A 22596-nucleotide genomic window follows, 5' to 3' on the forward strand; every position below is an offset into this window, starting at 1 on the left:
GGTTCCTCCGATGTCATTTAATATTTATTTCCGGCGGCGATTTGGACAGGATGATTTCATAAAGTGGTGTATTACCTTCGACCAAATCTGCCAGCGTATAGCTATCCAGCTCCTGCAAAAAGCGCTGCACTGCATCGTGCAGTGCCTGCTTCAGACGGCAGGCTGGTGTGATGGAACAGGAGGCGCAGTCCACTAATTGTAGCGGTTCCATCTTGCGTACCACGTCGCCAATGACAATCTGACGAGGCGGCATACCCAGGCGAATGCCCCCATTTTTACCACGCGTTGCGGCAACGTAGCCCGCACGGCTCAGCTGATTGATGATTTTGACCATATGATTACGGGACAAACCATAGGTGTTTGTCACTTCCGTAATATTGGTCTGCTGATCTTCAGGCAACGCTGCCAGATAAATCAGCGCCCGTAAGCCATAATCAGTAAAACTCGTGAGCTGCACAGTAACCTCAGTGAACCTTCAGGCGTGGCATTGCATTATTCGCCCTGTGATTGATGTCAGGATTAAATCGGATTGCCATTCGATTAACTACGATGATAAACCAGAGTCTGATTTGCCGTGCGTTTTTTTAAGCCAGCACAAGGTTTGACAAGCGAAGGGAGGTAAAGTGGCATCAAATAGTGGAAAAACAAGGGCCGGACAGCGTCCGGCCTGAGTGATTATGCGTCGAACGGATCGCGCAGAATCATCGTTTCACTGCGATCGGGACCGGTTGAGATGATATCAATCGGCACACCCGTTACCTCTTCTACACGCTTAATGTAGTCGCGTGCGGCCTGAGGCAAACCTTCCAGCGTCTTCACGCCAAACGTGGTCTCGCTCCAGCCTGGCAGGGTTTCGTAGATCGGCTCAATGCCTTCCCAGTTCTCTGCCGCCAGTGGCGTCGTGGTCACTTCGCGGCCATCAGGCATACGGTAAGCAACACAGATTTTCACTTCTTTCAGGCCATCCAGCACGTCCAGCTTGGTCATGCAGAAACCTGACAGGGAGTTAATCTGAACCGCACGGCGAACCGCGACCGCATCCAGCCAGCCGGTACGACGGCGACGTCCGGTGGTCGCACCAAACTCATTGCCCTGCGCACAGAGGAATTCGCCAGTTTCATCGAACAGCTCGGTCGGGAACGGGCCTGCGCCCACGCGGGTTGAGTACGCTTTCACAATACCCAGCACGTAGTCGACATAACGCGGACCAATGCCTGAACCGGTTGCCACGCCACCTGCGGTCGTGTTGGACGACGTCACGTACGGATAGGTTCCGTGATCGATATCCAGCAGCGTACCCTGCGCGCCTTCAAACATAATCAGATCGCCACGCTTACGCGCAACGTCCAGCAGTTCAGAGACGTCAACCACCATGCCCGTGAGGATGTCAGCGACTTCCATCACATCGCTCAGCACTTTGTCGAAGTCCACTGCCGGCTCTTTGTAGTACTCAACCAGCTGGAAGTTGTAGAAATCGACCACTTCTTTCAGCTTGGCAGCAAAGGTTTCTTTGTTGAACAGGTCGCTAACGCGCAGTGCACGGCGAGCGACTTTATCTTCATAAGCAGGGCCGATGCCACGGCCGGTAGTACCAATCGCTTTGGCACCACGGGCACGTTCACGCGCCATATCCATCGCAACGTGATATTGCAGGATCAGCGGACAGGCTTCAGAAATCAGCAGACGTTCACGTACCGGGATCCCGCGCGCTTCCAGGCCTTTCATCTCTTTCATTAAGGCTTCAGGAGAAAGCACTACGCCGTTACCAATAATGCTGGTTACGTTATCGCGCAGAATGCCAGAAGGGATCAGGTGGAGGACGGTTTTTTCACCGTTGATGACAAGCGTGTGGCCCGCATTGTGGCCGCCTTGATAACGCACAACGTAATTCGCGCGCTCAGTCAGAAGGTCTACAATCTTACCTTTACCTTCGTCACCCCATTGGGTGCCCAGTACGACGACGTTCTTACCCATTTCTCAAAATCACCGATTGCTTAAAAAAGGATTCTACCATCTGATCCCATGGCTTTCAGCACTTTTAGCATACGATTGCGCGCTTTTTTGCCTGAGTTTTGATCACTACAACATGTTGGGGATAATGGCGCGAAGAGGCACAATTTAGCCGGTGTGAACTCGGGTACTAGAGGTTGCCGTGCAGGCTGAGCATGCAGTAAATCACCATGCCAGCAACGACCAGTCCTCCCCCAAAGCGGTGCAGCAGACGATCGGGCAACCGCGTCATCGTCAGGATCATGCGTCGCCAGGCGCGCGGCATAAACATCGGTCCCAACCCTTCCAGCACTAACACCAGCGCCAGCGCCATCCAGATGCTTGTTTTCATTCTGAATCCTAAAAAAAAGGCCGACAACATTGTCGGCCCACAGGTTATATCAGTTCTTAGCGTGTTGCGTTAGAGGGCGCCTTCATATATCGGAAGAAGTCGCTATCCGGGCTTAACACCATCACATCCTGATCGCTATTGAAGCTGTTTTCATAGGCACGCAGGCTACGAATAAAGGCGTAGAAGTCAGGATCTTTACTGAACGAATCGGCAAACAACCGCGCCGTTTCCGCATCACCGTCACCGCGCGTGATCAGGGCTTCACGCTGGGCTTCAGCCAGCGTACGCGTCACCTGGTAATCGGCCTGGGCGCGCAGTTTTTCCGCCTCTTCCTGACCCTGTGAACGCTGACTACGCGCTACGGCTTCACGCTCAGCACGCATACGGTTGAAGATGGCATCGGAGACTTCTGTCGGCAGGTTGATCTGCTTGATGCGCACATCCACAACCTGAATACCCAGTGCTGCCATACTGTTCGGATTCGGTGCCGGCTCGCTGCTGTTGGTTTCGCGCTCGACACGGGCTGCTGCGCTGGCAATCGCATCATCAGCCGCAGGCGTGGCGATTTCATCATCGCTGCCCGCAGAACCAGTATTCAGCGCGTCACGCACATCGGTGGTCAGGCGACCACGGGAGTCTGTGACGATATCCTTCACATCCAGACGACCCATTTCAGAACGCAAACGGTCACTGAACTTACGTTTCAGCAGCACTTCTGCCTGAGAAACATCACCGCCACCGGTAGCCAGGTAGTAGCGACTGAAATCGCTGATACGCCATTTGATGTAGGAGTCCACGATCAAATCTTTCTTCTCTTTGGTGACGAAGCGATCGGCCTGGTTATCCATCGTCTGAATTCGCGCATCCAGCGTTTTAACCGTTTCCAGGAATGGAATCTTAAAATGCAGACCCGGCTCAAATACCTGCGGTTTGTTTTCGCCGTCGCGCAGGACTTTACCGAAGCGCAGAACAATGCCTCGCTGCCCTTCCTGCACCACAAACAGCGACGCATAGAGCGCCACCAGCACGACAATGATTAAAAATACTATTGGCTTACGCATCGATTACTCTCTCCCTTCGCGCTGGCTGTCGCTGCGTTGAGCATTCGCCCGACGCTGATCCATGATATTGTCCGGACTGTATGACGACGTGTCATTGCGGCTGGCGTTGCGATCGGAGATGGCTGGCAGCGAAGAACTGTTACCGCCTTTCTGACCATTCTGGCCTGGTGCAGACTGACCACCACGCATCAGTTGATCCAGCGGCAGTACCATCAGGTTGTTACCCCGATCGTTAACCAGTACTTTGCGGGTATGGCTCAGCACGCGTTCCATTGTCTCAATATAGAGACGCTCTTTGGTAATTTCAGGCGCGGCTTTATACTCCGGCAAAATCTTGGCGAAACGCGCCACTTCACCCTGCGCTTCCAGCACGGTACGCTCTTTGTAAGCGCGCGCCTCTTCCAGAATACGTTGCGCCTGGCCATTAGCTCGAGGCTGAACTTCATTGGCGTAAGCTTCTGCTTCACGGACATACTGTTCGCGGTTTTCACGTGCGGCAATCGCATCATCAAACGCAGACTTCACCTCTTCCGGCGGACGGGCAGCCTGGAAGTTGACGTCCAGTACCGCGATCCCCATGTTGTAAGGGCGAATTGTTTCATCGATTTCACGCTGGGTATCGCTACGCACCACGGTACGACCTTCAGTCAGAATGCGGTCCATGGTAGAACGACCAATCACGCCGCGCAGCGCACTGTCAGTCGCCTGACGCAGACTGTCATCCGCGCTGGTGACGGCATAAAGATAACGTTCCGGATCGGTCACGCGATACTGCACGTTCATCTCCACGCGTACCACGTTCTCATCTGAGGTCAGCATCACGCCAGAAGCCGCCAGTTCACGCACCGATTCAACGTTAACCGCACGTACCTGATCAACAAATGTCGGTTTCCAGTTCAGGCCGGGCTCAACCAGGTGACTGAACTTACCGAAGCGCGTTACCACGCCGCGTTCCGCTTCTTTGATGGTGTAGAAACCGCTTGCAGCCCAGATGACTACAGCAGCAACAGCCACGATGCCAACGATTTTGCCTCCGCTGCCGGAGCCGCGTTGACCGTTATCGCTCTGTTTGCCACCACCCAGTCCACCAAGCTTCTTGCTCAGCTTACGGAAGATATCATCCAGATCAGGAGGCCCGGATTCCCGTCCTCCCTTATTTCCCCCAGAGTTGCCGCCTTGATTATTGCTGCTTCCCCACGGGTCGCGGTCCTGTCCGTTATTTCCGGGCTGATTCCACGCCATGTCTCTACTCCATTTATTGTAATTACGGTTTTTACCCTTCATCTTTCGGATTGCAGCGGTGTTGGCTGCCTTCGCTCACCCCGCTCACTCATCTGCGTAAGCGCCCGGGGATTCACTCAGTTGCCGCCTTGCTGAAATCCGAAATACCCGGGTAAATCCTGCGTATTCAGGCCTGCAACGAAAGTGCGACAATCTTCAATTTTTAAGGTAAATGCGTTTGGGCAATATCAAACAATGTAACTGGTCAGCGACGGTTCCTGCTTACATAAACGCATCCACTCAATGATGGGCATACGTATCTGCAATCCTACACTGCCGTCGTCTTCATTCCACTCTTTCTCAATCGCCTGCAACTGATAGAAACGGCTGCGAAGTCGCCCCGCCTCCGGTGGCAGACGTAACGCGTGCTGGGCAATTTCACCTGACAGGCGCTCGGACAGAGCCTGCCACAGCAACGGAATGCCTGCACCAGTCTGGGCGGAAAGCCAGACGCGGATGGGCAGGTTCTCTTCGTTGCGATCGATACGCGGTTCGAATCCGTCGAGCATATCGATTTTATTCATGACCAGTAAGGTCGGAATTTCGTCCGCTTCGATCTCTTCCAGTACGGTATCGACGGCGGCGATATTTTCCGTAACGCGAAGATCGGCACCATCAATCACGTGCAGTAACAGCGTCGCCTGACGTGTCTCCTGCAGCGTGGCTTTAAATGCGGCAACCAGATCGTGAGGAAGATGGCGGATAAAGCCCACCGTGTCCGCCAGAACGACATCTCCGACATCGGCAACATTCAGACGACGCAGTGTAGGGTCAAGTGTCGCAAACAGCTGGTCTGCGGCAAAGACGTTGGCAGAGGTCATGGCGTTAAAGAGGGTCGACTTGCCGGCATTGGTGTAACCCACCAGCGAAACCGTTGGCACATCCGCTTTAGCACGAGATTGTCGTCCCTGCTCACGCTGTTTTTCAACCCGCTCAAGACGTGACAGGATCTGACTTATACGTCCGCGCAGCAGACGACGGTCGGTTTCTAACTGTGTTTCACCCGGGCCACGCAAGCCTATCCCGCCTTTCTGACGTTCAAGGTGCGTCCAGCCGCGTACCAGACGTGTCGCAAGATGGCGCAGCTGTGCCAGCTCAACCTGCAATTTACCTTCGTGGGTACGTGCGCGTTGGGCAAAGATATCCAGAATCAGACCGGTGCGATCAATGACACGGCATTCGCACAGGCGCTCGAGGTTTCTTTCCTGAGCGGGCGTAAGGGCATGATCGAATAATACGACCGATGCTCCTGTTGTTTTTACCGCATCGGCAATTTCAACGGCTTTTCCTTCACCGACAAAATACTTGGGGTGTGGCGCTTTGCGGCTGCCAGTAACCACTTGCAGCGCCTCAACGCCAGCAGAAGAGACCAGGGTTTCAAACTCCTGCAAATCTTCTACTTCTTTGTCTTGGGAGAACCAGATGTGTACCAGTACGGCCTGCTCACCGGCTTCATAACGGTCAAACAAGCTATAACCTCGCTAAATAAAAGACCAGGACGGAAAACCGCTGTTCTCCGTTCCTGGCTGTACGGTGACGCGTTATTCTGCGTTATCACCGTCTTGTTGTGGCTGTGGCTGCGCAGTTGTGTTGCTGCCGCCATGATGGTAATTGTTGCTGCCGCCACCGGTATTATTGCTATGGTGAGAAACCGGGCGTGAAGGAACAACGGTAGAAATGGCGTGCTTATACACCATCTGACTCACCGTGTTTTTCAACAAAATGACGAACTGATCAAATGACTCAATCTGACCCTGCAGCTTAATACCGTTAACCAGATAAATCGAAACCGGAACACGTTCACGACGCAGTGCGTTCAAAAACGGGTCTTGTAATGATTGCCCCTTAGCCATTCTATCTTTTCCTTATATGCTTGTTGTTTGTTGCAAGTAGAACCTATGGTTCTGAAAAAACTGCGTAAAAATTTGCGCACGATAACCCATCAATTGTACACAATCACCCATGCTTCGCACTAAGAACCTGTAACACTGTATCACGCGCCAGCCGGGGCTCGTCACTGTCAAGCCAGTGAACATTTTCCCAACCGCGTAACCAGGTCATCTGTCGCTTAGCAAGCTGCCGGGTTGCGCAAATTCCCCGATAAACCATCTCGCTGTAATCGATTTCGCCCGACAAATAAGACCACATCTGACGATAACCAACACAACGAATGGAAGGCATGTCCGTATGCAAATCACCTCGTGCAAACAGGGCCCGAGACTCCGCTTCAAATCCTGACGCCAACATCTGCTCAAAACGCAACGCGATGCGCTGGTGCAGCAATTCGCGGCTCGCGGGGGCGATGGCAAACTGTTGCACGTCGTAGGGTAACGCTTCACCGGATGTTTTTGTCAGTTCCGTTAAAGTTTTACCCGAAATAAAAAAAACTTCCAGTGCTCGCGAAAGTCTCTGCGGATCATTCGGATGAATACGACTGCCGGCAACCGGGTCGATTTCACACAGCTGGCGGTGTAAAGCTTCCCAGCCTTTTTCACGCGCCGTTTGCTCTATCCGCTGACGAACGTCGGGATCGGCCGAGGGCAACGGCGACAATCCTTCAAGTAACGCCTTGAAGTAGAGCATGGTTCCACCAACAAGCAACGGTATTCGTCCGGCTTCAACGATATCCGCCATTTCTGCTAAAGCATCCCGCCGGAACTCCGCTGCCGAATAGGTTTCTGCGGGGTCGCGGATGTCGAGCAGACGATGGGGCGCCACTGCTAACTCCTCAGCCGACGGTTTCGCCGTGCCAATATCCATCTGACGATAGATTAAGGCAGAATCTACGCTGATTAGTTCCACTGGTAACTGCTTACGCAATTCAATTGCTAAAGCCGTTTTGCCAGACGCCGTGGGTCCCATCAAAAAAATAGCCTTTGGCCGGCCAGCCTGGTTTAATTCACTCATGCTTCAACGCGTTGATCGCGCTCTCAATCTCTATGGGCTGTAATAAGCCTGAAGGCGGCGATTTCAGCAGCTGTGGGCAAAGCCGTTCAAGCTCTGCCAGCAGGTTGATCGCCTGTGAGTGATTCCAGTCGGAGGACTCTGTATCCTGACGCCGCGCCAGCCACTGGGCCAGTTGCGTCGCAGAGATCTCCTGCTGCCGGGCGAGATAGCCTAACAGCTCAGGAATCAAGATTTGTAAATTTTGTGTTCGTAACGGTAAAGGCACCGCGCGCAATGTCACGTGGTCTCCTTCGGGCTGAAGTTCAATGCCCATCTGATTGAGCAGGCTGCTCTTTTCTTTTGCTGCCTGTCGTTCTTCCTGGGCGATTTTCAGGCGCACCGGGATCAATAGTGGCTGCGGTTTAAGCCCCTCTTCGCCCGGTTCAAGCTGCGCCTGTTTCAGCCAGCGCGCCGCCACCGGCAACGCCATCAGCATTAATGTCTGATCCTGCTCCAGCAGTGCAAAGTGATTGTGTAACACGGTCAGTACACGGCCAAAACTTTGAGCATGCGCGGCCAGTGGCGAGGGTCTTTCGGCCTGACGCGCTATCGGCTCGCGGGCTTTTGGCGGTGATGACGTGCTGACAGGCGTTTTCAGCAACTGCTGATAAACCGCCCCTTCACGTTGACGATACCCATTCTCTTTGTTCTGCCAGGCCGGAGCAGGCTGTGTTTCACGCCCGGATGCTGCTGATTTCTTCTCACTGACGGATGCCGATGGCTGCGCAAAATGATTACCGCCTGCTGCCTGACGGTTTTCCGGCTGCCAGCGCGGTGCGGGCTCTTCTGCCTGGAGCGCAGGTAAGGTCGGTGTCGCCATCGCCTGTAATGCGCTGACCACACCCTGATAGATAAAGTCATGCACCAGGCGTGATTGATGAAACCGTACTTCGTGCTTGGCCGGATGGACGTTGACATCAACCTGATGTGGGTCGATCTCCAGATAGAGCACATAAGCGGGCTGCTGGTCATCCTGGAGCTGAGTCTGGAACGCCTGGCGAATAGCGTGGTTAATCAGTTTATCGCGCATCATTCGGCCATTCACATAGCAATACTGCAGATCGGTGACCTGGCGCGAACCGGCAGGGTCGGCAACCCAGCCGCGCAGCGAGAGGTCGTCATGCTGCCAGTCGATGCGCAGCGCATGCTGCATAAACGTGGTGCCGCAGATAGAAGCCAGCCGCCGTTCGCGCTGGCTCTCCTCGCTGACGGCCCGATACTGACGCATCATTTTACCGTTGTGGCTTAGCGAAAGGGCGACATCAAAACGTGCCAGGGCAATACGGCGAATGACCTCGTCGATATGACCGAACTCGGTTTTCTCGGTGCGCATAAATTTGCGGCGTGCCGGCGTGTTATAAAACAGGTCCAGCACTTCCAGTGTGGTACCACAGGGATGTGCCGCCGGTTTAACCGTTACCGCCATATCACGCCCTTCTGCATAGGCCTGCCAGGCTTCAGTTTGATCGGCGGTGCGTGAGGTGAGTGTCAGGCGGGAGACAGAACTGATACTGGCCAACGCTTCACCACGAAAACCCAGGCTCATGATCGCTTCCAGGTCATCCAGTGAGGTTATTTTACTGGTAGCGTGACGGGCGAGTGCCATCGACAGCTCGCTTTTCACGATGCCGCACCCGTTGTCACGAATGCGAATCAGCTTTGCGCCGCCTTTTTCAATATCAACGTCAATGCGCGTCGCGCCGGCATCCAGGCTATTCTCCACCAGCTCTTTAACCACGGAGGCAGGACGCTCAACCACTTCACCCGCCGCAATCTGGTTAGCCAGCTGGGGTGGTAAAATTTGAATCGGCATGGTTTTCCTTTTAGCTGGCAGCCCGGCGCAGGGGCCGGGCAAACAATCAGGATGCAGGAATTTTCAGGTTCTGCCCCAACATGACGTTGGTCGACTTCAGATTATTGGTCTGCATTATCGCTTTCGGACTGACGCCGTAGTGTGCGGCAATGCCGGTTAATGAATCGCCCACCACAACTTTGTGGCGCACAACGCCGCGTGGCGTAGCGCGCGTGGTGCGACTGGCGACTGCACTGGCCGGCACTTTGAGCCGCTGTCCGACCCACACCACATCCCGCTTCAGGGTGTTCATCTCACGCAGGGTGTTCATGCTGACGCCATACTTCGCGGCAATACCGGAAAGTGTCTCACCACGCGTTACCGTATGGCGCTGCGTTGCTCCGGTATATTGTGTCACACCTGTCGCCGGGTTGCTGGCGACGCTAACCGCTGGCGACGAGCCCAGCGGCCGGTTTTCCTCCTTTGGGATGGATTGCAGCGGGTGCGCCAGGAAATAAGTGCGCAGACCCTTATAGATCGACTGCGCAATCTTATCCTGGTGTGCGCTACTGCCAAGCAGTCGCTCCTCCGAGGAATTACTGATAAAGCCGGTTTCCACCAGCAAAGAAGGAATATCGGGTGAACGCAGCACGCCAAGACTGGCATGCTCAGGCAGACGTTTATGCAGCGACGTCACGCTGCGCATCTGCTGCAACACTTTCTGGGCGATGTCATAACCGACCCGCTGCGAGTGGCCGAATTGCAGGTCAAGTACCGCCTGGCTGAGGTAGGGGTCGGCCTGACTGTTAGCCAGCAGGTCACCTGCGCCGCCCAGCAGCTCAGACTGTTTCTCTTTCTGCTCCAGCCAGTTAGCCATCTCGTTATTGGCCCGGCGGTTTGATAATACCCAGACCGATGCACCGGTCGCCGCATGGCTCGGCGCGGCATCAGCATGAATTGAAACCAGCACGTTGGCGTTGGCTTTACGCGCCACGTCGGAGCGGCCCATAACCGAGATAAAATAGTCGCCATCACGCGTCAGGACGCCTTTAAACATCGGATCGTTATTCAGCAACACCCGCAGTTTACGTGCAATCGCGATCGTGACGTTCTTCTCTTTCAGTCCGCGCTGCCCGATGGCGCCGGGATCCTGACCGCCATGTCCGGCATCAATCGCCACAATCACGGTATCATTCTGGCTGACGGCCCGGCCAGGACTCACGGTGCTGGCTGTGCTGGTCACGGACGTCACCGGATTCGAATTAAAGGGGTTAGCCGCTGCGGCACTCTGGGTGGGTACGCGCGTCGGTGCTGTGACGGGCGCAGGCACACTGCGCGTAACAGCAGGTGGCTTACCGGTAATGGTGAAGACTACGCTGTAGCTGTTGCCATTGCGCTGGGTGACCGCCCGGGTTTTACCCGCCTGCGTCAGCTCAAACACCAGCCGCACGCTCTGTTTATCTTTAGGGGTGCTGGTGCGAATTCGCTTTACGATGTTTTCGCCGCTGAAATTTAACGGCAGCCCCTGAACCACGCCGCTCTGGCGCACATCCAGCACTACACGATTCGGGTTGTGCAGAGAGAAAAAGGCATAGACCGGCTGTCCGGCAAAGTTCAGCGTAACGGTAGCCTGACTATCGCCATTAGCCACTTTGATATCAGACAGCGTGGCGGCAAACAGGGGCGTACAGACCAGCAGCAGCAGTGATACCAGTGCTATTTTCATCCGTGACATCATGCCTCATCCCTGTTCTGACCAACGTGTTCAAGCCACTGCTGGCCGGACGCGGATTGTGCCGTCAGTTCTGCTTCACGCGCCTCACCCGCATAACGTAGCGTTAAGGTGAGATCGGGCTGTGGCAGAAAACCGGCACCCTGCTGAGGCCATTCCACCAGACAGATAGCATCACCGCTGAAGTAGTCGCGGATGCCCATAAACTCAAGCTCTTCGGGATCGGCAAGGCGATAAAGATCGAAGTGGTAGAGCGTACGGTCATCCAGCGTGTAAGGTTCAACGAGGGTGTAAGTAGGACTTTTGACATTGCCCTGATGGCCCAGCGCCTGCAGAAAGCCGCGGCTGAAGGTGGTTTTACCCGCCCCCAGATCGCCATAGAGATAAATCACTGCCGCGCTGCCACAGGCGCGCGCCAGCTGAGCGCCCAAACTGAGCGTAGCCGCCTCATCGGGCAAAGAAATAACACAGGTCTTCATGCTTCTTTATTCATCTCAGGATTAACAAACTGCCACAGCAGATCCAGTAAATCAGTGGCCAGCATACCGCGAGTACCGCGTTCTGCCGCAACCGCATCGGCCGCTGCACCATGTGCAACGCAGCCCGCGCAGGCCGCATCGAACAGCGTCAGTTTCTGACCCACCAGCGAGGCGATAATTCCACTCAGGAGATCGCCCATACCGCCGGACGCCATACCGGCATTGCCTACATCCGCAAAGGCCATTTCGCCCTGCTCGCTGGCAATCAGCGTGCCGGCACCTTTCAGTACCACTACGCCACCATAACGCTGCGCCAATGTCTGCGCTGCATGTAAGCGGTCACTCTCAATTTCACTGGTCTCGATATTCAGCAAACGCGCCGCTTCGCCAGGATGCGGCGTAATAATGCGATTCTGACGTTTCTCAGCACTGATTGCCAGCAGGTTAAGTGCATCCGCGTCCCAAAGCATCGGCTTTTCACTGCCTGCTACCCGCTTCAATGCCTGCTTTCCCCATTCGCGCTGACCCAGACCGGGTCCAATCGCGATGACATCAGCCCACTCCAGCGCCTCCGTCAGGCGTTCATCAGTCAGTTCATCGACCATAATTTCAGGCCGTGCGGTCAGAATCGGAATAATATTATCTTTGTGAGTGAGTACTCGCACCAACCCACTGCCGCTGCGTAACGCGGCTTCTGCCGTCATTCGAACGGCGCCCGCGGTGCCCGCATCGCCTCCCACGACCAGCAGCCGGCCGTGACTGCCCTTGTGCGAGGTCGGTTTACGTGGCTTAAGCCAGCGAGTTAATGCGCTGGCATCATAACGGGCGATAGGTGCCTCTTCTCCGGCCAGAAAAGCAGCCAGACCAAGATCGGCATACCAGAGCTTTCCGATGTAGTCTCGCGCCTTGCCGGTGATCTGGCCCGGTTTCAGTGCGACCATACTCAGCGTATGACTGGCATTAATCACCTCGCCGGGCGCAGTGCCGTTGCGCGCGGATAAGCCAGAAGGCATATCAATGGCGACTATCGGTGCCGCATGGGCGTTCGCCTGCTGGATCAGCGTGGCATAAGGTTCTTCGGGCGCACGATTGCTGCCCGTTCCCAGCAGGGCATCGACAATCATATCAACCTGATCTGGCCAGGCCGCATCGGCCGCATGAATTTCACCGCCCGCATCCAGCCATGCGTCCCGCGCACGCTGTGCCTCTTCCGGCAGCGCTTTTTCACTTTCGCACGCCAGCAACGTGATGGTTTTGCCCGCCGCCTGCCCCAGACGCGCCAGCACATAGCCATCACCGCCGTTATTGCCATGACCGCACAGGATCAGCCAGTGGCTGGCTTCGGGCCAGTGCGCTGTCAGATGCTCGTAAGCGGCCTGCCCGGCACGCTGCATCAGCTCATACAGAGTAATCCCGAGCGCATCGGCTCCCTGTTGCTCAAGCTGTGCCACAGCCTGCGCAGGCCAGACAGAATATGGTAAACTGCGGCTGTTTTTCTTCGAATCCTGGTCACTCATGTCATACCCTCTCGATCTTCATGAACTCGCACAACAGATTAAACAGTGGGGATTGGATCTCGGCTTTCAGCAGGTCGGCATCACCGATACCGATCTCAGTGCAGAAGAGCCGCGCCTGCAGGAATGGCTCGATAAGCAGTATCATGGTGAGATGGCATGGATGGCGCGACACGGCATGATGCGGGCGCGTCCTCATGAGTTGCTGCCCGGCACGCTGCGCGTCATCAGCGTTCGTATGAACTACCTTCCGGCCAAAGCTGCCTTTGCCACCACGCTGAAAAATCCCCGACTGGGCTATGTCAGCCGTTATGCACTCGGTCGTGATTACCACAAAGTATTGCGCAATCGACTGAAAAAGCTCGGAGAAATGATCCAGCAGCACTGTGGCGAGCTGAATTTCCGGCCGTTTGTGGATTCGGCACCGCTGCTGGAGCGCCCGCTGGCGGCCAAAGCCGGACTCGGCTGGACCGGCAAACATTCGCTGATACTGAATCGGGAAGCCGGCTCGTGGTTTTTCCTCGGCGAGCTGTTGATCGACATTCCGCTGCCGGTCGACACTCCGCAGCAGGAGCAGTGTGGCCGCTGCGTTGCCTGCATGACCATCTGCCCCACCAGCGCAATCGTTGAGCCTTACGTCGTGGATGCCCGGCGCTGTATCTCCTATCTCACCATTGAGCTGGAAGGGGCTATCCCGGAAGAATTTCGTCCGCTGATGGGTAACCGGATTTATGGCTGCGATGACTGCCAGCTGATCTGTCCGTGGAATCGCTATGGACAACTCAGTGACGAAAGCGACTTTTCACCGCGCGCGGCTTTACATGCACCGGAGCTGCTCGATTTGTTTCAGTGGGATGAAGCGAAATTTTTACGCATCACGGAAGGCTCAGCCATTCGCCGTATTGGCCATTTACGCTGGCTGCGCAATATTGCCGTGGCGCTGGGTAATGCACCCTGGTCGCCCCACATCATTCAGGTGCTGGAACAACGACTTGGTGAGAGTGAACTGCTGGATGAACATATTCAGTGGGCAGTGATACAACAGCAGCAGAAACGTGAGCAGCTGGTAGTTGAAGTGCAGCCCGCCCAGCAGAAACGGCTGGTTCGTGCAGTTGAGAAGGGTTTACCGCGTGATGCATGATTGAACAGCGAGCCGCTAGATATCGTTTTCCACATGCTGTGAATAAAAATAAAAAGCCGTTGTCATTCAACTGCAACAACGCTGATTTCACTGTGAAATAACAAATTGAAATATCTTCATAAACATAAATATCAACCACTTATGAAAAATTTGTGTTTATTTAATAATGAGACTACCGCTGCGGTTAAATCACAAAGCTGTGGATAACTCTGTTCAGAAGATATTTACAGATCGCCCTGACAGGCATGAAAGATGGGGGGGGGTGCTGTGGATAACCTTCAGGAGACAACTAAAATCACGCGACCAAAAACAGCCATATAACGAACTGAAACAGGGGGTGATGTAAAATCTGGAGCGGGAAACGAGACTCGAACTCGCGACCCCGACCTTGGCAAGGTCGTGCTCTACCAACTGAGCTATTCCCGCATAGAAGGGTACTGCTTTATAAAACTGGAGCGGGAAACGAGACTCGAACTCGCGACCCCGACCTTGGCAAGGTCGTGCTCTACCAACTGAGCTATTCCCGCAAAGAGGTTACTGCTTACATTTTAAAAATCTGGAGCGGGAAACGAGACTCGAACTCGCGACCCCGACCTTGGCAAGGTCGTGCTCTACCAACTGAGCTATTCCCGCGCCTTGTACCGATACTAAATTCTTCACCGGTACGGGGTGCGCATTATACGAGAAATCGTTGCTGCTGCAAGCGTCTGAAAGCAAAATTTTTCGCTTTCAGCGCGTTTGCTGATTAAATCAGCAACCTGGTGGTTTCATGCGCACCCGTCGTCGATTAAAGCTGCAAAAAGTGTTCGCGGTAGTAGGCCAGCTCCGCCACCGACTCGCGGATATCATCCAGCGCCTGGTGCGTTCCGCCTTTTTTGAAGCCAGGCAGGATCTCCGGTTTCCAGCGGCGAGCCAGCTCTTTCAGGGTACTGACATCCAGATAACGATAGTGGAAGTACGCTTCCAGCTCAGGCATATACTTAAACAGGAAGCGGCGATCCTGCCCGATACTGTTGCCACAGATTGGCGACGTGTTAGCCGGCACCCACTGTTTCAGGAATTCAATGGTCGCCAGTTCGGCTGCGCGATCGTCAATCTGACTTTCCTTCACTCGCGCAACCAGACCACTGTTGGTGTGGGTGCGGACATTCCACTCATCCATCAGCGCCAGCTGCGCATCGGACTGATGGACGGCCATGACCGGCCCTTCCGCCAGAATGTTCAGGTTGGCGTCCGTCACCAGGGTCGCAATCTCAATAATACGATCGTGCGTCGGATCCAGTCCGGTCATCTCAAGATCAATCCAGATCAGATTCTGTTCATTTCCAGTAGCCATGCTGTTTCCTGCGGTTGCGGTAGTCGTCATTCACGATGAATAAGGTGTATCATAGACGTTTTGCCCAGCCGGGCGAAATCTGGCTAACGCTGTGAGGGTGAGTGAGTAAAAATAAACTGTCGAAGGGCCAACAACGCCGCGTAAGCGCTAACCACGATCGCCGTCTCAACCAGCGCAAAGAGCGTCCGGAAGCGGATGACAACCTGTTTGGTGAAGCTGCAGATGGGGTCGTTGTCAGTCGTTTTGGCATGCATGCTGATGTTGAAGATAGTGCAGGCGTCGCCCACCGCTGCAATATCCGCCGGACTATCCGTTCGCTGGTCACGGGCGATCGCGTGCTGTGGCGTCCGGCGACCAGCGGCGGCAAAGGCATAGTTGAAGCAGTGCACGAACGCACCAGCGTATTAACCCGCCCCGATTTTTATGACGGCGTGAAGCCGATGGCGGCGAATATCGACCAGATCATCATCGTCTCTGCAATCCTGCCGGAACTGTCACTGAACATCATCGATCGCTATCTGGTGGCCAGCGAAACGCTGGACATTGAACCCTTACTGGTCCTGAACAAAACCGATTTGCTGGATGACGAAGCGCGCGTCTTAGTCGATCAGCAGATGGATATCTATCGTGATATTGGCTATCGCGTGGTGATGGTCTCCAGCCGGGCGAAAAATGGCCTGGACGATCTGAAAGCGGCCTTAACCGACCGCGTGAGTATCTTTGCCGGTCAGTCTGGCGTCGGCAAATCGAGCCTGCTGAACGCCCTGCTCGGCTTCGATAAAGAAGAGCAGGTCGCGATTCTCACTAAAGAAGTGTCGGATGGCTCAGGCTTAGGCCAGCACACTACAACCGCATCGCGCCTGTATCATTTCCCGCACGGCGGCGACGTGATTGATTCTCCTGGTGTGCGTGAGTTTGGTTTATGGCATCTGGAACCGGAACAGGTTACCCGAGGATTTGTTGAATTCCGCCCTTTCCTGGGCTCTTGCAAATTCCGTGACTGTAAACATGGCAGCGATCCCGGCTGTGCGATTCGTGAAGCGGTCGAACAGGGAAAAATCAACCGATCCCGTTTCGATAACTACCACCGTATTCTGGAGAGCATGGCACAGGTAAAAACGCGTAAAAATTTCCCTGAGGGTGAAAGTTAATCGGTATAACCGCGTCTGAGCGGATAAGTCGCTGCATTTTGCGAAGCAGATTCCGATCATGCGTCCGGACCGTGCAGCGTGCCGGAAATCAGGTATAGTCGCCATCTGAACGGGGCACTGCTACAATCCGCCCCCTTTTTACCATGTCCTGAAATAGCCAGGAGGCTAAGGTGTTTGATCGTTTAAAACTCGGCTTGAATCATATTCTCCCGAAGAAATGGCTGACTGAACTTGCCGGTTGGGGCGCCAGTCGCCGCGGTGGTTGGTTGACCAAACTGGTCATTGACATCTTTGTCTGGTTTTACAAAGTCGACATGGCGGAGGCGCGCAAGCCCGATACCGCCAGTTATCGGACATTTAATGACTTTTTCGTCCGTCCGCTGAAAGACGATGCGCGTCCGGTGGATGCCGATGCCAGCCTGATCGCCCTGCCCGCAGATGGTGCTATCAGCCAGCTCGGCCATATTCATGGCGATCAGATTTTCCAGGCTAAAGGTCATCACTACACCATCAATGCTCTGCTGGCGGGAGATGAGCGGATGGCCGCTCAATTTGTGGATGGTGAGTTCGTCACCACCTATCTGGCTCCGCGCGATTATCACCGCGTGCATATGCCGTGCAACGGTATCCTGCGGGAGATGATTTATGTGCCTGGCGATCTCTATTCAGTCAACCCGCTGACCGCTCGTAATATTCCCAATCTGTTTGCCCGTAACGAGCGCGTCATCTGCTATTTCGAAACGGATATCGGACCGATGGTGCAGATTCTGGTGGGGGCGACGATTGTCGGCAGCATTGAAACCGTCTGGGCGGGCACCATCACCCCACCGCGTGAAGGTGTGATCAAACGCTGGCACTATCCGGCAGCGGATGATGAAGGTGCGGTAGTACTGCTGAAAGGACAGGAAATGGGTCGCTTTAAACTCGGTTCGACGGTCATCAACCTGTTCGCGCCTGGTCGCGTCAAACTGGCTGAAAGTCTGGAAGCAGAAAGCAAAACCCGTCTGGGTCAACCGCTGGCGATTGTGCTGCCGGTTGCAACAGACATTTCCGACGTCATCATCGACTAAATTGAGTGTCCTCTGTGCGTTCGATTCTCCTCCTGCTGCTGAGCCTGTGGCTCAGCAGCCCGGCCTTCGCGGCCAGCCTTCCTGATGCCAGCCAGCTCAAACAGCAGCTGGAAGAGATAAAATCGGCCAAAAGTTCTCCATCCCAGGCGGAACAGATCCAGACGATTGAAGCTGCCTTAAACTTCCTCTCCGAACGCGATGACTCGCTGGAGCGCGCGGCGCAATATCAGCAGGTGATTGATGACTTTCCGCGTCTGGCGCGCGAACTGCGTCAGCAGATCGCCACACTAAGCGACAGCGGAAAAACCGTACGCAGCAACATGAGCAGCGCCGAGCTGGATCAGGAGATTCTGCAGGTCAGCAGCCAGTTGCTGGAAGAGGGTCGTCAGGCACGCCAGGAGCAGGATCGGGCGCGGGAAATCAGCGATTCGTTGTCGCAATTGCCGCAGCAGCAGACTGAAGCGCGCCGGGCGATGACGGAGAGTGAACGCCGGCTGCAGGGCGTCAGCACCAGTTCACCACAGGGCCAGCTGCAACTGGCCGCTCGCCAGGCGGAAAGCGCCGCAAATAAAGCGCTCGTTGATGAACTTGAGCTGGCCCAGCTCTCCGCCAATAACCGTCAGGAACTGGCGCGGATGCGGGCTGAAGTTCACCAGCGTAAAGCGACGCAGCTTGATAACTATCTGCAGGCACTGCGCAACCAGCTCAATGATCAGCGGCAACGTGAAGCGGAAGTCGCTCTCGCCCGCACCGAGCAACTGGCGGAAAATAGCGGCGATCTGCCGCCGGCGATTAGCGATCAGTTTCGGGTTAACCGCGAACTCTCTGTTGCGCTGAATCAGCAGGCGCAGCGTATGGATCTGGTGGCATCGCAGCAGCGGCTGGCCACCAACCAGATTATTCAGGTCCGTCAGGCGCTCTCTACGTTGAGAGAACAGTCGCAGTGGCTGGGCGCCTCTAATCTGTTGGGCGAAGCGCTTCGGGCGCAGGTCGCGCGTCTGCCGGAGATGCCTAAGTCTCAGCAGATTGATAATGAGATGGCACAGCTTCGCGTACAGCGTCTCTATTACGAAGATCTGCTGGAGCGTCAGGAGACGCTGCGCAAAGGACGGCAGGCAGATGGTCAGCCCTTCACTGCAGAACAGAAGCGTATTCTTGATGCGCAGCTACGCACCCAGCGTGAACTGCTCAACTCCCTGATCTCCGGCTGTGACACCCTGATCCTGGAGATCACTAAGCTCAAGGTCGGCAACACCCAGCTGCAGGATGCGCTGACGGAAGTCAAAGACGCGACGCACCGCTATCTGTTCTGGACCGCTGACGTCAGTCCGATCGGTCTGAGTTATCCGCTGGATCTGGCTAAAGATCTTTCCCGCCTGCTGTCGCTGGATACGCTGGGCCAGCTTGGCAAAGCCATGGCGATGATGTTTACCAGCCGCAACTCGGTGCTGCCGATTATTGGTGCCCTGCTGCTGGTCGGTTTCAGCATCAGTTCGCGCCGCCACTTCAATGCCTTTCTTGAACGTTCTGCCAGCAAAGTCGGCAAGGTCACCCAGGATCGTTTCCGCCTGACTATTCGTACCGTGTTCTGGTCGATTCTGGTGGCGCTGCCGCTGCCGGTGTTATGGGGCGCACTGGGTTACGGCTTGCAGAACGCCTGGCCCTACCCTATCGCCGTGGCGATTGGCGATGGCATTACCGCCACGCTGCCGCTGCTGTGGGCATTTATGATCAGTGCCGCCTTTGCCCGCCCGAATGGTCTGTTCATTGTGCATTTCCGCTGGCCGCAGAACCGGGTAGCGCGCGCCATGCGCTACTACTCGCTGAGCATCGGCCTGATTGTGCCGCTGATTATGCTGCTGATCGCCTTTGGCAACCTGGAAGATCGGCAGTTCTCCTCGTCGCTGGGTCGCCTCTGTTTCATCCTGATCTGCGGAGCAATCAGCATTGTTACGGTAAGCCTGAAGCGATCCGGTATTCCGCTCTATCTCGATAAAGAGGGGAATGGCGAGAATATGGTGAACCGGATGCTGTGGAACCTGATGATCGCCATGCCGCTGATGGCTGCCCTCGCCTCCGCAGTGGGATATCTGGCGACCGCGCAGGCGCTGCTGGCGCGACTGGAAACCTCAGTCGCCATCTGGTTCCTGCTGCTGGTTATCTATCACATTATCCGGCGCTGGATGCTGATTCAGCGTCGCCGTCTTGGTTTTGACCGCGCCCGTCAGCGCCGTGCCGATATGCTGGCTAACCGGGCGCGTAGTGAAGAAGAGAAAGAGCAAAGCGCGCTGAATACCGACGCGATTGAAATCGAAGAACCGGTGATTGATCTCGATGCGATCAGTGCGCAGTCGCTGCGGCTGGTGCGTTCTATCCTGACGCTGATTGCCCTGGTCTCGGTGATCGTGCTGTGGTCAGAAATTCACTCGGCTTTCGGCTTCCTGGAGAATATTCAGCTGTGGGATGTCAGTACGTCCGTACAGGGCGTGGAGTCGATTCAGCCCATCACCCTTGGTTCAGTACTGATTGCTATTCTGGTGTTTATCATCACCACTCAGCTGGTGCGCAATATGCCCGCGCTGCTTGAGCTGGCACTGTTGCAGCATCTTAATCTGACGCCGGGTACCGGTTACGCCATTACCACACTGACCAAATATCTGCTGCTGTTGATTGGCGGGCTGATTGGTTTCTCCATGATTGGTATTGAATGGTCGAAGCTACAGTGGCTGGTTGCCGCACTGGGTGTGGGACTCGGGTTTGGTTTGCAGGAGATTTTTGCCAACTTTATCTCCGGTCTGATTATCCTGTTCGAAAAGCCCATTCGTATCGGCGATACTGTGACGATCCGCGACCTGACCGGCAGCATCACTCGTATTAATACGCGTGCTACCACCATTACCGACTGGGACCGCAAAGAGATCATCGTGCCAAACAAGGCCTTTATCACCGAGCAGTTTATTAACTGGTCGCTGTCCGATTCCGTAACGCGTGTGGTGCTCACCATCCCGGCCCCGGCCAAAGTCAGCAGTGAACAGGTAACCACCATTCTGGTTCAGGCGGCTGAGCGCTGCAGTTATGTGCTTGATACGCCACAGCCGGAAGCCTTCCTCGTCGATTTGCAGCAGGGGATTCAGTTGTTTGAGATCAGGGTACATGCTGCAGAGATGGGGCACCGTATGCCGCTGCGTCATGAACTGCACCAGCTGATTCTGCTCGGATTTGAACAACACGGTATTGAAATGCCGTTCCCACCATTCCAGATGCGCATGGAAACCCTGGGCAAGAAGCTACCTGCCAGCAACGGTACGCCCGCAGCCCGCGCCTTCAAATCTGGCGGCCTGTAATGAAAACGCCCGGCAAAGCCGGGCGTTATTGCAAGTCTGATCCGTCAGTTACGGCTTAACGAACTCTTCACCCTGAGCAATATCTTTCTTCAGCGTATCGAGCATGCCTGACAGCGCCTGTTGTTCGAAAGCGCTGAGTGTGCCAATTGGTCTGCGTTCAGCAATCCCGTTTTTACCGAGCAGCAGCGGCTGAGAGAAGAAGCGGGCATATTCGCCCTCGCCTTCCACGTAAGCACACTCTATAACATTCGCCTCGCCCTTCAGCGCACGTACCAGTGATAAACCGAAACGTGCAGCCGCCTGGCCCATCGACAGCGTGGCCGATCCGCCACCCGCTTTAGCTTCCACCACTTCTGTGCCGGCGTTCTGAATGCGTTTGGTTAAATCAGCCACTTCCTGATCGCTGAAGCTGACGCCTTTGACCTGTGACAGCAGCGGCAGAATGGTTACGCCAGAGTGGCCGCCAATCACCGGCACTTCCACCTGATCCGGCTGCTTACCTTTCAGCGCGGCCACAAAGGTGTTAGCACGAATAATGTCCAGCGTGGTTACACCGAACAGACGGTTTTTGTCGTAAACGCCGTGCTTTTTCAGCACTTCTGCCGCGATAGCAACAGTGGTATTGACCGGATTGGTAATCACGCCAATCAGCGCTTTAGGGGCCGTGGTGGCAACCTGCTCAATCAGGTTACGAACAATGCCTGCGTTTACATTAAACAGGTCCGCGCGATCCATACCGGGTTTACGTGCGACGCCAGCAGAAATCAGTACCACATCGGCACCCTGTAAGGCAGGCGTGGCGTCTTCTCCACTAAAACCTTCAATAGCTACAGCAGTAGGAATATGGCTGAGATCAACGGCAACGCCAGGCGTAACCGGCGCAATGTCATACAGTGAGAGTTCTGAACCTGCGGGAAGCTGGGTTTTGAGCAGAAGTGCGAGCGCCTGGCCTATGCCGCCAGCGGCACCGAGAACGGCAACTTTCATTCTTAACTCCTTATTAAGGTGGGGCAGAGATGGGCCGAAATTCTATCTGTGTCAGACCTTAATCAACTGCTCAGGCGATGATAAATATCCGCTGTTAATTCTACGTGTTTTCACACTTGCTCGCCGGATTCAAAAGTTACTTATCATTGCGCCTGAATGACCGACAACTTTGCCGTCGTCAGACAGAGAACGGCTGTGTGCGTTTTCTGTTACTACTTCTGATACTACACCACCAATAATATAACAACTTTGCAACCTTCGCCTTTCGGGGCTGTGACGGGGGTTTTGGTCTGAGCGAATTTATTTGCTATTATCGCCGCCCGCTAGCCGCCCGAACTCTGCTCATCAATCGACCGATTGCATAAAAATGCATTTAAATGCATAATCACCACTCTGCCGCGGGCGGATGCGCGGTTATTCT

18 protein-coding genes and 3 tRNA genes are annotated in these 22596 nt (G+C 55.0%); 4 read left to right on the forward strand and 17 right to left on the reverse strand.

What is annotated here, in order from left to right:
- Window positions 1-13: 13 nt before the first annotated feature.
- From nsrR to nnr, 12 genes are all read right to left on the reverse strand, one after another.
- Window positions 14-457 (reverse strand): nitric oxide-sensing transcriptional repressor NsrR, encoded by a 444-nt coding sequence (nsrR, locus tag ACTJKZ_RS14455; RefSeq protein WP_161734886.1) that lies wholly within the window; start codon window positions 455-457, stop codon window positions 14-16.
- Between the two features lie 218 nt (window positions 458-675).
- The gene (locus ACTJKZ_RS14460; protein ID WP_031592738.1) at window positions 676-1974 is read right to left on the reverse strand and encodes an adenylosuccinate synthase; all 1299 of its coding nucleotides are present in this window, start codon (window positions 1972-1974) and stop codon (window positions 676-678) included.
- Window positions 1975-2140: 166 nt separating this feature from the next.
- Window positions 2141-2341, reverse strand: a complete 201-nt coding sequence (locus ACTJKZ_RS14465) for a DUF2065 domain-containing protein (protein ID WP_010256126.1) — start codon at window positions 2339-2341, stop codon at window positions 2141-2143.
- A gap of 56 nt (window positions 2342-2397) precedes the next feature.
- The gene (gene hflC / locus ACTJKZ_RS14470; protein WP_161734908.1) at window positions 2398-3402 is read right to left on the reverse strand and encodes a protease modulator HflC; all 1005 of its coding nucleotides are present in this window, start codon (window positions 3400-3402) and stop codon (window positions 2398-2400) included.
- A gap of 3 nt (window positions 3403-3405) precedes the next feature.
- Window positions 3406-4644: an FtsH protease activity modulator HflK gene (gene hflK / locus ACTJKZ_RS14475; protein ID WP_161734911.1), complete on the reverse strand. Its 1239-nt coding sequence runs from the start codon at window positions 4642-4644 to the stop codon at window positions 3406-3408.
- Window positions 4645-4871: 227 nt separating this feature from the next.
- On the reverse strand, window positions 4872-6152 hold the full coding sequence (hflX, locus tag ACTJKZ_RS14480; protein WP_161734914.1) for a ribosome rescue GTPase HflX: 1281 nt from the start codon (window positions 6150-6152) through the stop codon (window positions 4872-4874).
- Window positions 6153-6224: 72 nt separating this feature from the next.
- Window positions 6225-6536 (reverse strand): RNA chaperone Hfq, encoded by a 312-nt coding sequence (gene hfq / locus ACTJKZ_RS14485; RefSeq protein WP_010256116.1) that lies wholly within the window; start codon window positions 6534-6536, stop codon window positions 6225-6227.
- A 103-nt stretch (window positions 6537-6639) separates the two neighbouring features.
- Window positions 6640-7590: a tRNA (adenosine(37)-N6)-dimethylallyltransferase MiaA gene (gene miaA / locus ACTJKZ_RS14490; protein WP_161734917.1), complete on the reverse strand. Its 951-nt coding sequence runs from the start codon at window positions 7588-7590 to the stop codon at window positions 6640-6642.
- Window positions 7583-9442 carry a DNA mismatch repair endonuclease MutL gene (mutL, locus tag ACTJKZ_RS14495; protein WP_440829759.1) on the reverse strand — a complete coding sequence of 620 codons (1860 nt, stop codon included), beginning with the start codon at window positions 9440-9442 and terminating at the stop codon, window positions 7583-7585. Before mutL ends, miaA begins: the two co-directional genes overlap by 8 nt.
- Before the next feature lie 46 nt (window positions 9443-9488).
- The gene (amiB, locus tag ACTJKZ_RS14500) at window positions 9489-11159 is read right to left on the reverse strand and encodes an N-acetylmuramoyl-L-alanine amidase AmiB (protein ID WP_260059376.1); all 1671 of its coding nucleotides are present in this window, start codon (window positions 11157-11159) and stop codon (window positions 9489-9491) included.
- Window positions 11156-11632, reverse strand: a complete 477-nt coding sequence (gene tsaE, locus ACTJKZ_RS14505) for a tRNA (adenosine(37)-N6)-threonylcarbamoyltransferase complex ATPase subunit type 1 TsaE (protein WP_285087420.1) — start codon at window positions 11630-11632, stop codon at window positions 11156-11158. Before tsaE ends, amiB begins: the two co-directional genes overlap by 4 nt.
- On the reverse strand, window positions 11629-13149 hold the full coding sequence (nnr, locus tag ACTJKZ_RS14510; protein WP_260059377.1) for a bifunctional ADP-dependent NAD(P)H-hydrate dehydratase/NAD(P)H-hydrate epimerase: 1521 nt from the start codon (window positions 13147-13149) through the stop codon (window positions 11629-11631). The genes tsaE and nnr overlap by 4 nt, the downstream gene beginning before the upstream one ends.
- Here nnr and queG point away from each other — a divergent pair.
- Complete coding sequence (queG, locus tag ACTJKZ_RS14515) at window positions 13148-14287, forward strand: tRNA epoxyqueuosine(34) reductase QueG (protein WP_222924938.1); 1140 nt, start codon at window positions 13148-13150, stop codon at window positions 14285-14287. The two genes, nnr and queG, sit on opposite strands and share 2 nt — an antisense overlap.
- A gap of 350 nt (window positions 14288-14637) precedes the next feature.
- Here queG and ACTJKZ_RS14520 read toward each other — a convergent pair.
- The 4 genes from ACTJKZ_RS14520 to orn all read right to left on the reverse strand — a co-directional run bounded on the left by ACTJKZ_RS14520 (window position 14638) and on the right by orn (window position 15623).
- Window positions 14638-14713, reverse strand: a tRNA-Gly gene (locus ACTJKZ_RS14520).
- 25 nt (window positions 14714-14738) lie between these two features.
- Window positions 14739-14814: transfer RNA gene (locus ACTJKZ_RS14525), tRNA-Gly, on the reverse strand.
- A 30-nt stretch (window positions 14815-14844) separates the two neighbouring features.
- Window positions 14845-14920, reverse strand: a tRNA-Gly gene (locus ACTJKZ_RS14530).
- A 154-nt stretch (window positions 14921-15074) separates the two neighbouring features.
- Entirely contained in the window at window positions 15075-15623 is a 549-nt protein-coding gene (orn, locus tag ACTJKZ_RS14535; protein WP_003855299.1) for an oligoribonuclease, read from the reverse strand.
- 101 nt (window positions 15624-15724) lie between these two features.
- Between orn and rsgA the strand changes: the two genes are divergently transcribed.
- The 3 genes from rsgA (at window position 15725) to mscM (ending at window position 21188) form a co-directional block, all read left to right on the forward strand.
- Entirely contained in the window at window positions 15725-16774 is a 1050-nt protein-coding gene (gene rsgA / locus ACTJKZ_RS14540; protein WP_161734935.1) for a small ribosomal subunit biogenesis GTPase RsgA, read from the forward strand.
- Window positions 16775-16944: 170 nt separating this feature from the next.
- The gene (asd, locus tag ACTJKZ_RS14545) at window positions 16945-17844 is read left to right on the forward strand and encodes an archaetidylserine decarboxylase (protein ID WP_440829760.1); all 900 of its coding nucleotides are present in this window, start codon (window positions 16945-16947) and stop codon (window positions 17842-17844) included.
- 14 nt (window positions 17845-17858) lie between these two features.
- The gene (mscM, locus tag ACTJKZ_RS14550) at window positions 17859-21188 is read left to right on the forward strand and encodes a miniconductance mechanosensitive channel MscM (protein ID WP_161734941.1); all 3330 of its coding nucleotides are present in this window, start codon (window positions 17859-17861) and stop codon (window positions 21186-21188) included.
- Window positions 21189-21236: 48 nt separating this feature from the next.
- Here mscM and mdh read toward each other — a convergent pair whose 3' ends face one another.
- On the reverse strand, window positions 21237-22175 hold the full coding sequence (gene mdh / locus ACTJKZ_RS14555) for a malate dehydrogenase (protein ID WP_161734944.1): 939 nt from the start codon (window positions 22173-22175) through the stop codon (window positions 21237-21239).
- Window positions 22176-22596: the final 421 nt, after the last annotated feature.

Origin of the sequence: Pantoea sp. 22096 (assembly GCF_052045955.1) — a bacterium.
GTDB classification, from domain to species: Bacteria; Pseudomonadota; Gammaproteobacteria; order Enterobacterales; family Enterobacteriaceae; genus Pantoea; species Pantoea alfalfae.

Bases quoted from the DNA above. Each gene is read 5' to 3' on its own strand.
- ACTJKZ_RS14460 (WP_031592738.1), bottom strand. From the start codon at position 1,974: ATGGGTAAGAACGTCGTCGTACTGGGCACCCAATGGGGTGACGAAGGT.
- ACTJKZ_RS14465 (WP_010256126.1), bottom strand. From the start codon at position 2,341: ATGAAAACAAGCATCTGGATGGCGCTGGCGCTGGTGTTAGTGCTGGAA.
- hflC (WP_161734908.1), bottom strand. From the start codon at position 3,402: ATGCGTAAGCCAATAGTATTTTTAATCATTGTCGTGCTGGTGGCGCTC.
- hflK (WP_161734911.1), bottom strand. From the start codon at position 4,644: ATGGCGTGGAATCAGCCCGGAAATAACGGACAGGACCGCGACCCGTGG.
- hfq (WP_010256116.1), bottom strand. From the start codon at position 6,536: ATGGCTAAGGGGCAATCATTACAAGACCCGTTTTTGAACGCACTGCGT.
- miaA (WP_161734917.1), bottom strand. From the start codon at position 7,590: ATGAGTGAATTAAACCAGGCTGGCCGGCCAAAGGCTATTTTTTTGATG.
- mutL (WP_440829759.1), bottom strand. From the start codon at position 9,442: ATGCCGATTCAAATTTTACCACCCCAGCTGGCTAACCAGATTGCGGCG.
- amiB (WP_260059376.1), bottom strand. From the start codon at position 11,159: ATGATGTCACGGATGAAAATAGCACTGGTATCACTGCTGCTGCTGGTC.
- tsaE (WP_285087420.1), bottom strand. From the start codon at position 11,632: ATGAAGACCTGTGTTATTTCTTTGCCCGATGAGGCGGCTACGCTCAGT.
- queG (WP_222924938.1), top strand. From the start codon at position 13,148: ATGTCATACCCTCTCGATCTTCATGAACTCGCACAACAGATTAAACAG.
- nnr (WP_260059377.1), bottom strand. From the start codon at position 13,149: ATGAGTGACCAGGATTCGAAGAAAAACAGCCGCAGTTTACCATATTCT.
- orn (WP_003855299.1), bottom strand. From the start codon at position 15,623: ATGGCTACTGGAAATGAACAGAATCTGATCTGGATTGATCTTGAGATG.
- mdh (WP_161734944.1), bottom strand. From the start codon at position 22,175: ATGAAAGTTGCCGTTCTCGGTGCCGCTGGCGGCATAGGCCAGGCGCTC.